General features: G+C 54.6%; 15 protein-coding genes and 1 tRNA gene. 9 read left to right on the plus strand and 7 right to left on the minus strand.

Going from position 1 to position 15,343, the window contains the following annotated elements; all coding sequences use genetic code 11:
* Positions 1-197: 197 nt before the first annotated feature.
* Positions 198-1,559 (plus strand): S41 family peptidase, encoded by a 1,362-nt coding sequence (locus tag MJO52_RS20320; RefSeq protein WP_286036996.1) that lies wholly within the window; start codon positions 198-200, stop codon positions 1,557-1,559.
* Positions 1,560-1,639: 80 nt separating this feature from the next.
* On the opposite strand, the gene hisF is transcribed toward MJO52_RS20320, so the two are convergent.
* The 4 genes from hisF to hisB are packed head-to-tail and all read right to left on the minus strand — an operon-like array spanning position 1,640 to position 4,425.
* Positions 1,640-2,401 carry an imidazole glycerol phosphate synthase subunit HisF gene (hisF, locus tag MJO52_RS20325; protein WP_252083770.1) on the minus strand — a complete coding sequence of 254 codons (762 nt, stop codon included), beginning with the start codon at positions 2,399-2,401 and terminating at the stop codon, positions 1,640-1,642.
* Positions 2,401-3,132 (minus strand): 1-(5-phosphoribosyl)-5-[(5-phosphoribosylamino)methylideneamino]imidazole-4-carboxamide isomerase, encoded by a 732-nt coding sequence (hisA, locus tag MJO52_RS20330; protein ID WP_252083771.1) that lies wholly within the window; start codon positions 3,130-3,132, stop codon positions 2,401-2,403. Before hisA ends, hisF begins: the two co-directional genes overlap by 1 nt.
* Before the next feature lie 55 nt (positions 3,133-3,187).
* A complete protein-coding gene (hisH, locus tag MJO52_RS20335; protein WP_252083772.1) occupies positions 3,188-3,838 on the minus strand; it encodes an imidazole glycerol phosphate synthase subunit HisH in 651 nt (216 codons plus the stop codon).
* On the minus strand, positions 3,838-4,425 hold the full coding sequence (gene hisB / locus MJO52_RS20340; RefSeq protein WP_252083773.1) for an imidazoleglycerol-phosphate dehydratase HisB: 588 nt from the start codon (positions 4,423-4,425) through the stop codon (positions 3,838-3,840). Before hisB ends, hisH begins: the two co-directional genes overlap by 1 nt.
* 116 nt (positions 4,426-4,541) lie before the next feature.
* Here hisB and MJO52_RS20345 point away from each other — a divergent pair, with 116 nt between their 5' ends.
* The 7 genes from MJO52_RS20345 (at position 4,542) to MJO52_RS20375 (ending at position 12,439) form a co-directional block, all read left to right on the plus strand.
* On the plus strand, positions 4,542-4,841 hold the full coding sequence (locus MJO52_RS20345) for a hypothetical protein (RefSeq protein ID WP_252083774.1): 300 nt from the start codon (positions 4,542-4,544) through the stop codon (positions 4,839-4,841).
* A gap of 89 nt (positions 4,842-4,930) precedes the next feature.
* Positions 4,931-7,066, plus strand: coding sequence for a TonB-dependent receptor (locus MJO52_RS20350; RefSeq protein ID WP_252083775.1), 2,136 nt, complete (start codon positions 4,931-4,933; stop codon positions 7,064-7,066).
* A gap of 176 nt (positions 7,067-7,242) precedes the next feature.
* Positions 7,243-9,411 carry an AsmA family protein gene (locus MJO52_RS20355; RefSeq protein ID WP_252083776.1) on the plus strand — a complete coding sequence of 723 codons (2,169 nt, stop codon included), beginning with the start codon at positions 7,243-7,245 and terminating at the stop codon, positions 9,409-9,411.
* A 361-nt stretch (positions 9,412-9,772) separates the two neighbouring features.
* Complete coding sequence (locus MJO52_RS20360; RefSeq protein WP_252083777.1) at positions 9,773-10,300, plus strand: hypothetical protein; 528 nt, start codon at positions 9,773-9,775, stop codon at positions 10,298-10,300.
* 561 nt (positions 10,301-10,861) lie between these two features.
* The gene (gene mutY / locus MJO52_RS20365; protein ID WP_252083778.1) at positions 10,862-11,947 is read left to right on the plus strand and encodes an A/G-specific adenine glycosylase; all 1,086 of its coding nucleotides are present in this window, start codon (positions 10,862-10,864) and stop codon (positions 11,945-11,947) included.
* Positions 11,948-11,962: 15 nt separating this feature from the next.
* Positions 11,963-12,238 (plus strand): oxidative damage protection protein, encoded by a 276-nt coding sequence (locus MJO52_RS20370; protein WP_152455703.1) that lies wholly within the window; start codon positions 11,963-11,965, stop codon positions 12,236-12,238.
* A 125-nt stretch (positions 12,239-12,363) separates the two neighbouring features.
* Positions 12,364-12,439: transfer RNA gene (locus tag MJO52_RS20375), tRNA-Phe, on the plus strand.
* Positions 12,440-12,591: 152 nt separating this feature from the next.
* On the opposite strand, the gene MJO52_RS20380 is transcribed toward MJO52_RS20375, so the two are convergent.
* From MJO52_RS20380 to MJO52_RS20390, 3 genes are read right to left on the minus strand one after another with little or no spacing between them, the layout of a single operon-like run.
* Positions 12,592-12,738 carry a hypothetical protein gene (locus MJO52_RS20380; RefSeq protein WP_252083779.1) on the minus strand — a complete coding sequence of 49 codons (147 nt, stop codon included), beginning with the start codon at positions 12,736-12,738 and terminating at the stop codon, positions 12,592-12,594.
* Positions 12,725-12,913: a hypothetical protein gene (locus MJO52_RS20385; RefSeq protein WP_252083780.1), complete on the minus strand. Its 189-nt coding sequence runs from the start codon at positions 12,911-12,913 to the stop codon at positions 12,725-12,727. Before MJO52_RS20385 ends, MJO52_RS20380 begins: the two co-directional genes overlap by 14 nt.
* Positions 12,910-13,455, minus strand: a complete 546-nt coding sequence (locus MJO52_RS20390) for a hypothetical protein (RefSeq protein WP_252083781.1) — start codon at positions 13,453-13,455, stop codon at positions 12,910-12,912. Before MJO52_RS20390 ends, MJO52_RS20385 begins: the two co-directional genes overlap by 4 nt.
* Positions 13,456-14,422: 967 nt before the next feature.
* Here MJO52_RS20390 and MJO52_RS20395 point away from each other — a divergent pair.
* On the plus strand, positions 14,423-15,337 hold the full coding sequence (locus MJO52_RS20395; RefSeq protein WP_252083782.1) for a restriction endonuclease: 915 nt from the start codon (positions 14,423-14,425) through the stop codon (positions 15,335-15,337).
* The last annotated feature ends 6 nt before the right edge of the window (positions 15,338-15,343 follow it).

The following is a 15,343-nucleotide window of genomic DNA, read 5'->3' on the forward strand; positions in this document are numbered from 1 at the left end:
CTTCTGCGACGATACGCCCATTTTTCCCTTGACGCCAGACTTGTGTACCAGTGCAAAAGGGAGTTGTAAGGCAGTTGGGCTTTTCACGACTAAGCCTGTGGCACAGTAGAATTTGGCGGCGCATTAGAATCCCTGCCAATCTCTGCGGTCTACACTTTCGCAAAGCAGCGAAGAAATAAGGCAGAGGTCACAACAATATGTTCATCTCCAAGGCGCTCACCACATTTCTCGGAGCCGCCGCCCTCACAGCCCTGCCGTTAATGGGTCTCAGCGAAGGTGGCCAACAACCCAATCTCGCCACCGAGAACAGCGGGCGCCTCCCCCTCGAAGACCTGCGCAGCTTCGCCAAGGTGTTCGAACAGATCCGTCAGGGCTATGTGGAAGAAGTGGATGATCGCACCTTATTGGAGTACGCCATCAAAGGTATGCTGCAAGGACTCGATCCCCACTCCTCCTATCTGGACCGCCGCTCTTTCGACGATCTACAGGCCAACACCACCGGCGAATTTGCCGGCCTGGGGATTGAGGTGGGCATTGAAGATGACCATATCACTGTGATCACCCCCATGGATGACACTCCCGCCTCGCGCGCGGGTCTCAGAGCCGGTGATGTGATACTGCGCCTCTCCGGCAAATCCATGAAGGGGGTCGGCCTCGATGAGGCGGTGGAATGGATGCGCGGCCCCAAAGGCAGTAGCGTCACCCTGACTATCGCCCGCAAGGGCCGCAAACAGCCCTTCGACGTCACCCTCAAGCGGGACACCGTGCGCGTGCGCAGTGTGCGCAGCAAGGTGCTCGATGAAGGCTACGGCTATCTGCGCATCAGCCAGTTTCAGTTGGATACCGGCGCCGATGTGGCGGAAGAGCTGATCAAACTTCAAAAGAAAGGGGCGCTCAAAGGCCTGATTGTCGATCTGCGCAACAACCCCGGCGGCGTGCTGCAGTCTTCGGTGGAAGTGGCCGACGCCTTCCTTGAGGAAGGGCTGGTGGTCTACACCGAAGGCCGCAATGAGGCCGCCAACCTGAGTTACTCCGCCGAACCCGGCGACCTCACCGAAGGCGCCCCGCTGGTAGTGCTGATCAATGCCGGCTCCGCCTCGGCGGCAGAAATTGTCGCCGGAGCCCTGCAGGACCATCGCCGCGCCGTGGTGATGGGCACCGACAGCTTCGGCAAGGGCTCGGTACAGACCGTGATACCTATCAATAGCGAACGCGCCATCAAACTCACCACCGCGCTCTACTACACCCCTAATGGCCGCTCCATCCAGGCCCAGGGCATCACGCCAGATATTGTTGTGGAAAGGGCCAAGATCACCCGTTTGAAAGATATGCAGCGCCCCACCGAGGCGGACCTGGCCGGCCATTTAAACAATGGCAACGGCGGGGCTGATCGCACCTCGGAAGACCGCGCGCGGGAACGGGAAGAGGGAGAGCACGACAACTGGATGGATCGCGACAACCAGATCTTCGAAGCACTCAATGTACTTAAGGGGCTGAATCTCTACGCTCACAGGGACCGGGGTCTGCGCGAACGCTTTGCCCGCGCAGATAAACAGTAGTAACTGGCGCGCGGCGGGCTCAAGCCCGCCGCCAGCGCATCCGCCCCAGCAGTGACATCCAGCCTTCCTCAGCCCACAGGCTAAACTCGCATCTCTATTCCCGCTTCCTGCATAAACGCCTTGGCTTCGGCGATGCTGTATTCTCCAAAGTGGAAGATACTGGCCGCCAGCACCGCATCGGCGCCACCCTGCAGAACACCTTCGGCCAGGTGCTGGAGATTGCCGACGCCACCGGAGGCAATGACCGGCACTGGCACCGCCTCGCTGACCGCGCGGGTCAGGGCCAAATCAAAACCGTTCTTGGTGCCATCTCGGTCCATACTGGTGAGCAGTATTTCCCCAGCACCCAGCTCCGCCATCTGCCGAGCCCAGGCCACAGCGTCTATGCCGGTGGGCTGGCGCCCGCCATGGGTGAATATATCCCAGCGGTTCTCTCCCACCTGTTTGGCGTCTATCGCCACTACGATGCACTGGCTGCCGAATCGTTCAGCAGCCTCGCGTACAAACTCAGGTTTTTTTACCGCTGCAGAGTTGATCGCGGTCTTATCCGCGCCAGCATTTAACAGGTTGCGGATATCCTGTAAGGAGCGTACCCCGCCGCCCACGGTGAGTGGAATAAATACCTCATTGGCCATCTTTTCCACGGTGTGCAGAATGGTATCGCGCTGTTCGTGGGTCGCCGTGATATCTAAAAAGGTAATTTCATCGGCACCCGCCTCGTTGTAGCGGTGAGCAATTTCTACCGGATCACCAGCATCGCGGATATCGACAAAATTCACACCTTTAACTACACGTCCGGCATCAACATCGAGGCAGGGGATAATTCGCTGTGCTAACGCCATTATGTATTCCGCTGATCACAAAGTTGTTGCGCTTCGCGCAGATCCAACTTCCCTTCGTAAATTGCCCGCCCTGTAATTGCCCCGTAAATTTTTCCGGTATCTAGCAATCTCTCGATATCTTCGATGCTGCTGACACCACCGGAAGCAATTATCGGCAGGTGAGTCGCTTGGGTCATTTCCAAAGTGGCCTCTAAATTGACCCCCTGCATCATGCCATCGCGGGCAATATCCGTATAGATAATTGAGCTCACCCCACAGTCAGCAAAGCGTTTAGCCAATTCCGTGGCTCTTAGCTCAGACACTTCTGCCCAACCCTCAGTAGCTACCAGCCCATCTTTTGCATCCAGCCCCACAATAACGTGTCCCTCAAATTCTTTGCAGGCCTGCTGTACCAACTCAGGAGACTTCACTGCAGCGGTACCAATAATTACCCAGTTAACTCCAGCCTCCAGATATTTCTCAATCGTGTGCAGGTCACGAATCCCTCCTCCAATCTGGACCGGCAAGTCAGGGAAGTGCTTAGCAATTCCAGTGATGATTTCATCATTCACCGGCTTGCCGGCAAAGGCACCATTAAGATCCACCAGATGCAAACGTTTGATTCCCTGTTGAACCCACTCCTCAACCTGGGCCAATGGGTCCTCGGAGAATACGGTGACATCATCCATTTCCCCCTGGCGTAGACGCACACACTTGCCATCTTTCATATCAATAGCGGGTATTACAATCATGCTTCTCTGTTTCCGTCAGCAGTTAACTCAATATTTCAAGATAGATAGTGGCAACTCAGGCCCGGCCATTCCAGTTGACAAAATTCTTCAACAATCTCAAGCCAGTATCCGCGCTCTTCTCCGGATGAAACTGGGTAACAAAGACATTTCCTCTACCCATTGCGGCAGCTAATGGGAGGCCATATTGAGTCTTACCCGCTATCTCATCATTGTTTATTGCCGGAACATAATAGCTGTGTACAAAATAAAAACGGCTGCCATTTTCAATACCTTCCCAAAGAGGGTGTTCGCGAACTTGCTGCACCTTATTCCAACCCATATGCGGTACTTTCAATCGTTCGCTACCCTTCACCGTTAAAAGGTCGCTGGCAAAAAATTTAACCGGCTGCGGGAAGATATCCAGGCAATCGATACCGTTATTCTCCTCGCTGTGGCGCATCATGATTTGCATACCCACGCAGATACCCAATACCGGTGTACCCGCGGCGATAGCGTCTTTGAGCAACGGCGCAAAGCCCGCGTCAACAAATCCCGCCATACAGTCACGAATAGCGCCCACCCCCGGTACCAACAAACGCTCCGCCCCCTGGGCCTGCTGCGGGGTTTGCGCCAGTACCACTTCGGCTTCCGGCGCCACCTTATCCAGAGCACTGGCAACCGAGTGCAGGTTGCCCATGCCGTAATCGAGGACCGCGATCTTGCCCATCACAACACCCCCTTGGTAGAGGGCATGGTGCCAGCCATGCGCGGGTCCAAGGTGAGCGCCATGCGCAGGGCGCGGCCGAAGGCCTTGAATACCGTCTCTACCTGATGGTGGGCGTTGTGGCCGCGCAGGCAATCGATATGTACTGTTACCAATGCGTGGTTGACGAAGCCCTGGAAGAATTCATAGAACAACTCGGTATCAAAATTACCGATGCGTTTCTGGGTAAAAGGCACATCCATCACCAGACCGGGGCGGCCGGAAAAATCGATCACCACGCGGGAGAGAGCTTCATCCAGGGGGACATAACTGTGGCCGTAACGGGTCATCCCCTTCTTGTCCCCCAGAGCCTGAGTAATGGCCTTGCCGAGGGTAATACCGATATCTTCCACCGTATGGTGGTCGTCGATATGGGTATCCCCATCACAATGAATATCCATGTCGATCATGCCGTGACGGGCAATTTGATCGAGCATATGCTCGAGAAAAGGAACGCCGGTAGCAAACTGGCCGTGCCCCTGGCCGTCCAGATTGACGTTGACTTGAATCTTGGTTTCCAGTGTGTCGCGGGTGACGCTAGCCTTGCGCATCGAAAGCGTTCCTTTTATGAGCAATAAGACAGAGGGCGCAGATTATAAGATGAATGATGCCCTCTGTGGTTCGCTAGTGTCAGATGAAACTTGATTCGTAACCGTAAGTACCTATCATGCGCGGTATGGTTACCTTAAAGCGCCGAAAATCCCATTACTGGGCCAGCCTGTTCCTGCTACTTGCATTAGTAGCAGCTCAGCCGCTGTGGGCGGAGCACTTCCATCTTGGTAACAGCCAAGTGGAACTGTGTGACCTGTGCTGCATGCATTCACCCGCAGCACTCGGCAGCGAGCCACTGCTCGTTCAGGCTGAGCCCCAAAGTCACTGCAACCGGCCCTCTGCGCTAGCAGCGCGCGATCGCCAGCCGGAGCGCCAGAGCGCACGCGCCCCTCCCCTGTCCCTGTCTCTCAGCTAACCCTAAAAAAACCAACAATTTATTTTTGTGGATGCCCGCGCCTGTGCGCGTACGGCAGCATCCGCCTGTGACAGGACATAAAAAAACAAATGATCAAGTTCAATACTCTGGCCCTGGCTATTGCCAGCCTGGCTGCGCCCACTATTTACGCCGCTGAATACAACTCGCCCTTGGAAGAGGTCAACGTTACCGTATCGCCGCTGGATAAACCCGCAGATGCTGTGGCAGCACCAGTTTCTATTCTCTCCGGCGACGCACTGCGCAAATCAGCAGCCGCAACCCTGGGCCAGACTTTGCAAGACCAGCCCGGCGTCGCCAATGCCTCCTTCGGCAGCGGCGTGGGCCTGCCGGTTATCCGCGGCCAAAGCGCCAACCGGGTCAAAATACTCAGTGACAACCTGGATGTGTCTGACGCCTCCAATACCAGCGCCGATCATGCCGCCAGCATCGAACCCCTACTGGCCGAGCGCATTGAAATACTGCGCGGCCCCGCCGCCCTGCGTTACGGCAGCGGCGCCGTGGGCGGTGTGGTGAATATTACCGACGGACGTATTCCCACCGCCGTGCCCGAGAAAGTGGAAGGCGCGGTAGAGCTGCGCCACAACAGCGCCGACAATCAGGATGCCTCGGTATTTCGCTTCACCGGTGGCGCCGGGCAGCTGGCTTGGTATGTGGACGGTGTCTACCGGGAAAATGACAATACCGAAATCCCGGGTCTCGCTATCGTTGAGCACGGTGAACATGAAGAACACCATGATCATGAAGAGCACGCAGGAGAAGAAGGCGAACACGAAGAGGCATTCAACACCGATGGCTTCGTGGGCAACACCAATGCCCGCGCCCACAGCTATAGCGGTGGCGTTTCCTGGGTCACCGACAGCGGCTTTATCGGTTTCTCCGTAAACCGACTGGAAAACAATTACGGCATCCCCCTGGGCACCCATGAGCATCACCATGACGATGAGGACCATGCGGGTGAAGACCACGATGATCACGACCATGATGAACACGAGGAGCACGCCGAGGCCGGTGAGATCGATGCGGTACGTATCGACCTGGTGCAAACCCGCTATGACCTGAAAGGTGAGCACCGCTTCGACGGCGATTACTGGGACAAACTGAGCCTGCGCATCGGCTACAACGATTATGAGCATGTGGAGCTGGATGCCGGTAATCCGGGCACCCGCTTCACCAACGAGGCCTGGGAGAGCCGGGTTGAAATAACCCACGATGCCGGCAACGGCTGGCGCGGGGCCTACGGCCTGCAATTGACCGACAAAGACTTTGCCGCAGTGGGTGGCCACGCCTTTATCCAGCCCTCACGCACCCGCAGCGCTGGCTTTTTCACCATGAAAGAGCGCGAGTGGGGTAACTGGCACCTGGATCTGGGCGCCCGCCTGGAGCGAGTGGATATAGATCCGGAAACCGCCAGCGACCGCGATTACAACCTGATCGGCGCCAGCGCGACGCTGCAGTACTTCCTCGCCGAGCACCAGCATATCAGTTTCGGCGCTACCCACTCCGAGCGCGCGCCCGTGGCCGAGGAGCTGTTTGCCGACGGAGCGCACCTGGCAGAATCCCGCTACCTCTTGGGCAACAACCAGCTGGATAAAGAGAACGGCGTTAACCTGGAACTGGGTTATCACCACCACAACGAAGCCGCCAACGGCTGGCACGCTGCGCGTATTGAGGCCAGTGTGTTCTACAACCAGATCGGTGACTATATCTACGCGCAAAACACCGGCGGTGAGGAAGAGGAATTACCGGTCTATGCCTATGCCAACCGCGATGCAACTTTCTACGGTGCAGAGGCCTCGGTGACCTTCCCCTTACAGGGAGGCCACTATGTCACCTTGTTTGGCGATATGGTGCGCGCCAGCTTCGATGATGCCATCGCCGGCGAAAGCTCCGATGTACCACGTATGCCGCCGCTGCGTATGGGCCTGGCCCTGGGGGCCGAGTACGATCAGTGGGGCTGGGAGTGGCGCACGGTACAGGCGGCGGACCAGGACCGCGCCGGTGCCTATGAGGAGCCCACCGATGGCTACACTCGCATGGATCTGAGCGCCGAGTACAACCTCAATATCGGCGGCAGCGACGCGGTGCTCTTTGCCAGCGCCCGCAACCTGCTCGACGAAGAAATCCGCAATTCCACCTCTCTGCTGCGCGACTATGCCCCGGCACCAGGCCGCAGTATCGAAGCCGGCGTGCGGTTTATTTTCTAAGCCACAACTGCTTCAATGGCCCCGCGGCGCACCCAGCTCCGCGGGGCTGCATCTCCTACACTTCCCGGATAGGCTCTCGGTGAACACCTGTGGGAACATCAACCCCCACCGCGGCGTCTGAAGTATTAATACACGCTCGACGTACCTTCTAAAAAAACACAGGGACAATCCACTCCATGGCCTGGATCAAGCGCACATTTATCGCTCTATTGGTCGTTTTCCTGCTACTCGCCGGCGCTGTCGCCTGGCTGCTGGCTGGCCTCGACATCAATCAATACAAGCCGCAACTGGAAAAACTCGCCGCCAAACAGGGAATCTCCCTGCAACTCCAGGGCGATATCGGTTGGCAGCTGTGGCCCAAATTGGGGCTGCAATTAGATGATGTCACCATGGCGCCATTGCAGCTGCCGAAAGAGACCCTGGTGCGCGCCGACAAAATCGCCGTGGGTGTGGCCCTCAAGCCACTGCTGCAGCGCCGCGTGGAAGCCGAGGAAATCGTGCTGGTGGCACCGCAGATCGAACTCTCCGTGGACAAAGAGGGGCGAGGTAATTGGGAGCTGATCAGTGAGGCTCTGGAGGCAAAGAAAAAACAGCCACCCAAGCTGGAGATTCCCAAGGAAACACAAGAGCCCGCCGCGCAACAGGTTGAGCTCAGCCTGGATAAACTGCGTATTGAAAAAGGCCTGCTCTCTTACAGTGATGCCCGCAGCGGCAAGGCCTACAAGGTTGAAAACCTGAGCATAATCGCCGACAACCTGGTGCCCGGCGGCGAGCCTGGGCGACTCAACGCCAATGCCAGCGTGACAGGCAGCGACTTACGTTACCCGCTCAAACTCAAAATGGATAGCACCCTGGCCCTGGATGAAGGCCTCAACGGCCTGCGCCTGCAACCTCTGCAGCTGGTGCTCACCTCCGACAACAACGCCAAAGCCACGATGCACCTGCGCGGCTATGTGCGCCGCGACAACGGCAACCAGCCCTGGCGCGTGCAGATGAATCTAAACGCCAGCGCCGATCCCCTGCGCCCCTGGCTGGAGCTGACCGGCAGTGAAATAGTGACCCGCGATAGCGCCGCACTGCAAAAGCTGAGTATCGAAGCCAGCATCGAAGGCACCGAACAAAAGATCAACCTGACCCCCCTACAACTGCAACTCGACGGCACCACCTTTAACGGCAACGCCCAGCTGCGCAATGCGGAAATGCCGGGGTTAGATCTGAGTCTGCGCGGTGGCGCTTTCAATCTGGACAACTACTTGCCACCCGCCGATGAAAAAGGTGGTAAGCAGGACGAAAAAACCAGTGGGGAGTCAACTACCAAGGCGCCCTCTACTGAAGCCACCGCACAGAGTGTGGAGTCTACCCAGACCCCAACTTCCGCAGAGACCCTGAGTGCCCAACAGACAGAAAAGAAAGCCACCACCAAAGCCGGTACCCAACAGGTATCCGCCGAGCCCCTACCTCTGAGTGATCTGCGCGGCTTTAACGCCAATATCAACCTGGCCTTGGACCAATTACAGGCCGCCGGCCTACAGCTGGACAGCCCCGAAATTCTGCTCACCGTGGATAACGGTCTCTACCAGCTGCAAAAACTCAGCGCCGACCTCTACGGCGGCCAGCTCAATAGCAACGGCCAGTTCAATGCCCGCGCCCAGACCGCAGAGGGACAGGTGCGCGGCGGCCTTGTCGGTGTGGATATCGGCAAGGTCCAGAAGGCGCTGTTCCCCAATGAAAAAGTGCAGGTGGCCGGCGAAGCCAGTGTCAACTGGGACGGGCAGACCAAGGGCAAGACCTCCACAGATCTGCAGCAGAACCTGCGCGCCGCCGTCAATGTGTCCAGTAAAGAGCTGTCCATAGCGCCGTTCAACCTGGAGAAGAGCATGTGCCAGCTGTTCAGCTACGCCGAGAATACTCCACTGCCGGAGAGAAACTGGCCCGCCCAGACCGATCTGCAGGATGTGCGCGCCACAATCGCGGTGAAAGGGGACGAAGTAAAAGTGACCGAAATTCTCGCCGGCATCGAGAATATCGCCATGACCGGCGATGGCGAGGTGGACCTGAAGAAACAGGATTTCGACTTCGCCCTCGGCCTCGCTCTAGTGGGTGAGAGCACCTCCGCCGATGGCTGCACCGTAAAGAACAAACGCTGGCGCAATCGCCCGCTGCCACTGCGCTGCAAAGGCGACTTCGACGATGTGGGCCCAACAACCTGTAAACCCGACAGCCGCCGCCTCGACGACTTGGTGCGCGAAGAGCTGAAATACAAAGCCAAGAAAAAATATGGCGATAAGGTGGAAGAAAAAGTCGACGAACTAAAAGAAAAACTTAAAAATCTTTTCGGCCGTTAATGTAAGCCGCACCGGGTTTCGCCCGGTGCGTAACCCCGCCCCCAATATTGCACGCTATTCCATCTCCGAATCCTCTCCAAAGCGCCAAAGCCACGACAAAAATACCGCGCTAAATTGCAGCAACCAATGACCGCGAAGCGCATAGAGTGTGAATAAACCATTAAAGGACGGGGTTAGTGCGATCTACTTAACGCGGCCCCTAGCCAGTGCCGGGAGCTGTCATCAGGTGCTTCTACATCACCCCGGCCATCTTTTACTTTTATTTATATTTTTTCCCATTGCGCGACAATTTCCTTATTACTTGCACTTTCTTTTTCCAAGATCAGTACAAGCTTGATCGGCCATATAAAGGGAATAACAAATGCCATTAATGCAACGAGCGCAAGACAATAAATCCAAACAGGTGATCACCAAGCTGGTTACTAGCGCTGCGAAAAACACACCTGCAGAGGAGGCCTGGGGTAACCACCACGTGAACTGCTATGCCTGGGCCGCAAACTGCGAGAAGCCCCACAAGGGCAAGCCAGACCCTGGCTCCAACTCCGGCTATGTCGCGGGCTTGGATAATGACCGCCTGATTGAGGGCGCCAAACGCGATGGGATGGCCTATGTAGCCAACGCCCCAGCAAACAATCCCCCGCCTTTCACCAAGGGTTATTACTGTGTTGCCCTGTATAAGTCCACAACCGATCACCACTGGTACCGACGGGACCCGGAAACCGGCTACTGGACGCACAAACCAGGCGCTCACGGAGTGAAAAACTACGGGCCCGGTTTTGTGATTCTGCCCAAGCAGCTGGAGACGGCAAACCATAACTATGGTATGGCTGCCACAAATTATCACTTTGTCGGCTATTTCTATGTGCCGGAAGAGGGTATTCAGGTCTAATCGCTAAGCGAAGATCGTCACGGTGCTGCTCAGCCTGAGCTAGATAAGATGGGCAGCAAAGCCTGCCCTCACCGAATGTTCACCAGAGCGGTCCACCCAGTGTCCGCAACGCGAGTGGAAGCTCCCCCAGGCTATTCGCAGCCGGCGGGGGGTCTAGCAGAGACAATTTCTGCTTCGGGCAGATAGTAATCTCCACCGCTCAAATTCCAACTGATCAATGCTGATCTGATAGCGCGTTTACCCCTCCATTGGCCACACAGGCGGTATCCCTCTCTTTGTAACCCGCTGGCGCATCGACCCGCTACCACGGAACCGCAAGGCTGACGTTGAAAACATAGATACGGCAACACCCGACATAAGTCGCCTTGAAGACCCAGTGCAAAAAAGAGCTTCAATACAACACCAAGAAAAAATATGGCGATTGGGTAGAAGAAAAGGTCGACGAATGGAAAGAAACCATGAAAAATCTCTTCAGCCGCTAAGGCTCAAAGCAAAGTGCACCAAGGTTAGCCCGCGCACAGCCCAAGGTTTCCATCACAAACATCAGCCCGCAGTATCTCCATGACCCCAAAGCAGTTCCAAAACGCCGTTCTTAAATGGTTCGACAAACACGGGCGCAAGGACCTGCCCTGGCAGCAGAGTATCAATCCCTATCGCGTGTGGGTTTCCGAGATCATGCTGCAACAGACCCAGGTCAGCGCGGTGATCCCCTACTTCGAGCGCTTTATGCAGAGCTTTCCCACCCTGGAGAGCCTCGCCACCGCACCGCTTGATAAGGTGCTGGCTCACTGGAGCGGCCTCGGTTATTACGCCCGTGCGCGCAATCTGCACAAATGTGCGCAGACGGTGTTGCAGGAACACGGTGGGGAATTTCCACAGGATGTAGAGGCGCTCACCGAACTGAGCGGCATTGGCCGCTCTACCGCAGGCGCCATCGCCAGTATCAGCATGGGACTCAGAGCACCGATTCTGGATGGCAACGTAAAACGGGTACTGGCGCGCTTCCACGCCGTGGAAGGCTGGCCGGGGCAGAGTGCCGTGGCCAATCAATTGTGGGAGCTGGCCGAGACCTACACCCCGGACAAACGCGTTAACGATTACACCCAGGTGATGATGGATCTGGGTGCCACCCTGTGCACCCGCAGCAAACCCCGCTGTGAAGAGTGCCCGTTAAAGAAATCCTGTGTGGCCCACGCCCAAGGCAATCCGCAGGATTACCCCGGCAAAAAACCGCGCAAGGAAAAACCGGTGCGCAGCGCCACCCTGTTACTGCTGGAATACCAGGGCGAAATTTATCTAGAGCAGCGCCCCGACAGCGGCATCTGGGGCGGCCTCTGGTGCCCTCCCCAAGCAGAAGATGCCAAGGCTTGGCTCAAACAACAGCGTTGGCGCGCCAGTGAAATACAAACGCTGCCGCTGCTGCGCCACACCTTTACTCACTTCCACCTGGATATTACCCCGCTGTGGGTACAGCTCGACAAAGTCTCCACCCAGGTGGCGGAGAGCGGCGCCGGCTGGTATAAACTGCGGCAACTAAACCGCGCCCGCGCGGCCCAGGAACTGGGGCTACCCGCCCCGATCGTAAAGCTGGCAAAACAACTATTGGCGCTGCAGGCACCCCTGCTCGCCCCAACTACGGCCGACTAGAACCAGGAGGAGTCCATGTCCAGAACCGTATTCTGCCGCAAGTACCAAGAGGAATTGGAAGGCCTGGACGCACCGCCCTTCCCCGGCCCCAAAGGCGTCGATATTTTCGAGCATGTTTCCAAAAAAGCCTGGCAGGAGTGGATGTCGCACCAGACCATGCTGATTAACGAAAAGCACCTGAACATGATGGAACCCTCAAGCCGCGCCTACCTGAGCGAGCAGATGATGAAGTTCCTGAGCGGTGAAGAGTACGACGCAGCCGACGGCTACGTACCCCCGGAACAGCAGTAAACGGGCCCCGCAAAGCCTCCCCCCAAAAGAAAAAAAACTTTTTACAATCAAGGGGTTGACTCAGGCCCGCGATAAGGCTTTAATACGCGCCTCGCGACGCAGGGGAAGCCCAGCAAGATCGCAAAGCCCGGATAGCTCAGTCGGTAGAGCAGGGGATTGAAAATCCCCGTGTCGGTGGTTCGATTCCGCCTCCGGGCACCATTTTTAAACCCGCGCAAGCACTCGCTTTCGCGGGTTTTTTAACGCTTGATCAAAGCATTAAAGTTCCCGGCAGCGCCTGGTTCAATTCCACCAAGCCCCCCGCCCCATCAGCTAGAGGGTTTGTCAAAGGGGCATCAAATAGCAGCTACTGCCTATTTTTTCTTTCGGCTGTCACTAGCAAAGCGATTTTGATCTTTCATCAACTTCAATCCAAGCTCCACCTTCTTAACTTTATCCTTCAGCACGGATTTTCTACTTTTTAATTGTGACTGAATATCTCTAATCTCATCTATCTTCATTTCGCTTTAAAATCCTTTTTACATGTATCTCACTAGGGTTTGTAAGCTTGCCTCTCGGCTCATTATCGACATCTTTTTTTGCAAGCTCTTTCAGCTCTTCTATCTCAGGGCGTAGTTTTTTAAGAGATCTTTTTATCTCTTCTCGCCCTTCTTTTGTTGTTGGATCATGCTTCATAACAACCTTCTCTTTTTCATTTGCCCTGGCACCTTTTGATGGTAGTAGGTGCGAGGACCAAAACCTACTGACTGATAGGTCTCTTCTAAATGGGCAAAAGGCTCAATTACCCATATTTCATCTGCACCGACGATATCAGCGAACAGGGTCGCAGCAGCAGAGATTACCGGAAGAGATCTCATCCCCAAAGGACTAGGCCTTACCGGTGTTGACTCTATAAAATCCAAACGTACTTTTGAGCCGGCTCTAGAAGTTTGGCCATATGCCAGCGCCCCCAATGTCCCAGCTGAAGTAAGAGCAATTTCGAACCGATTTGGCTTATTCTGATAAGATTTAAACAGCTCAACCCAATCCCAACCACCCCTATCTTTTCTATATCCTTTGCCTTGAAGGTTCTCCCAGTTATTTGCAAACTGGCAATCTCGCAATGTCACTCCTTTTGCATTAACACCAAAATCATTTCGAATTTCTTCAAATACAATTTCCCGGATAGCATTATATTTCTGCTCCTTTATATTGTGATCATGGCGACGCGGATACACGCATACTCTCCTTTTTATCCAATTAACCCATAGTGCTTCTTGCAGGGATAAGACTTACAAGTTTATCCAGGAGTACGAGCAGCTAGAACCATAAAGAAATTTTAAAAATAGTTTTATGACCGCCCTTGAGAACCAGGTCTCATCCAAGCGTACCTACAATAATTGATAGGCTAATCACTCATACAAAACGTACGTACCATCTAAGTATGTTTATCACTTTATTTTTTGTATAAGAATACAATTAACCGTAACCAGGAAAAGCTATGGAATCACCTCCGTACGGAAAGCAAATCGAAAAAACGTACAACTTACAATTCAACACTTGGTCAACAGGCTTAATTATAAGTATTAGAAAATTCACTCCAGAATGAGTTAAAAACCTTAAAGACTTAACTGATTATAAGTGCCTGAAAAAAAGATAGAGAAGGACACCAAAACGGCCCCTGTTGCACCAACCAAAACTAAAGAAAATTTAAAAAGATTAAGAAAAATAAAAGTCTTGGATTATTTATCTCAATACAAAAATAACAGTATGAGCTGGCAATTTTGCTAATACCGGGGAACAATACTGCTCCTTCAATGCTCCACCCCAAAATATTGAATATCGCTCAACTTTCTCCACTCAAACATCCAAAATATTTGGCCACGAGAAAAGTATTGTCCGCTTAGACTCGGCAATTTCTTATGCAAGCATCATTATTTCTTGCTTCGTTGGCACCATAAATTGAAAGCCGTTTGCACCCTCATTCATCAAGTGGGCTCCACCAGTAACACAAAGCTTACGCAGGCCCTCACTCTAGCTAAGTGGTCGTTGCAGTAATGGCCCCATCCTTTCCCATCGCTCAGAAGTACCAAGCCACGGCCACAACGCCCGGTAATTTCACGCAATCCGCACCTCCAATTACCCCAACCTTCCCCAAAGATTTATGGTATTTTCTATCGCTTAAAACGGCGTCACAAAACCAAAATGCCTATTCCAAGTTATCAACAACTCTTCCGCCCGCTCTTAGCAGCCATAGAAGATGGCCGTGCCCACCAAATGGTCGACCTGCATGAGCGCCTAAGTACATTCTTTGAGCTAACCCAGGAAGAAATCCAAAGGCATCTCCCCAGCGGCCGCCAAACCTATTTCCGCAACCGCCTCGGCTGGGCCCGCACTTATCTAGGCAAAGCAGGGCTTATCGAAATCCCCGTACGCGGTAGCTACAAAATTACCGACCGTGGCCGGCAAGCATTGGTCGACTGCCCCAATGCCATTAGCAACGCCTACCTGCGCCAATACCCAGAGTTTGTAGAATTCACCCGCGGCTCCCGTGAAACCGCTGATAGATCCCAGGCAACCACCACCGACAACGACCTAACCCCAGAAGAACGGCTACGCAGCGCCCACGCCGAGCTCAAAGACACCCTGGCAGACCAATTGCTTACCCATATCAAGCAGTGCAGCCCGCAGTTCTTTGAGCGTTTAGTCGTCGACCTGATGCTCGCTATGGGCTACGGCGGTACCGCCGAAGACGCGGGCCTTGCCACCCAATACAGCGCCGATGGCGGTATTGATGGCATTATTAAGCAAGATCCGCTGGGACTAGACAGTATCTACCTGCAAGCCAAGCGCTACACCGAAAACACCATTGGCCGCCCAGAGATACAAAAATTCTGCGGCGCACTGGATATGTGCCGCGCAAAGAAAGGGGTATTCATAACCACCAGCCGCTTTAGCCAGGAAGCTCAAGCATTTGTGGGCATGATTGAAAAGAAAATTATCCTGATCGACGGCGACAAACTCGCCGACCTAATGATCACCTATGGACTCGGCACTAGTGTCAAAGAAACCCTGACCCTACAAGCCATAGACTCCGATTACTTTAGTGAAGATGATTAATATCGG

The organism is Microbulbifer variabilis, from assembly GCF_023716485.1.
Classification (GTDB): domain Bacteria; phylum Pseudomonadota; class Gammaproteobacteria; order Pseudomonadales; family Cellvibrionaceae; genus Microbulbifer; species Microbulbifer variabilis_B.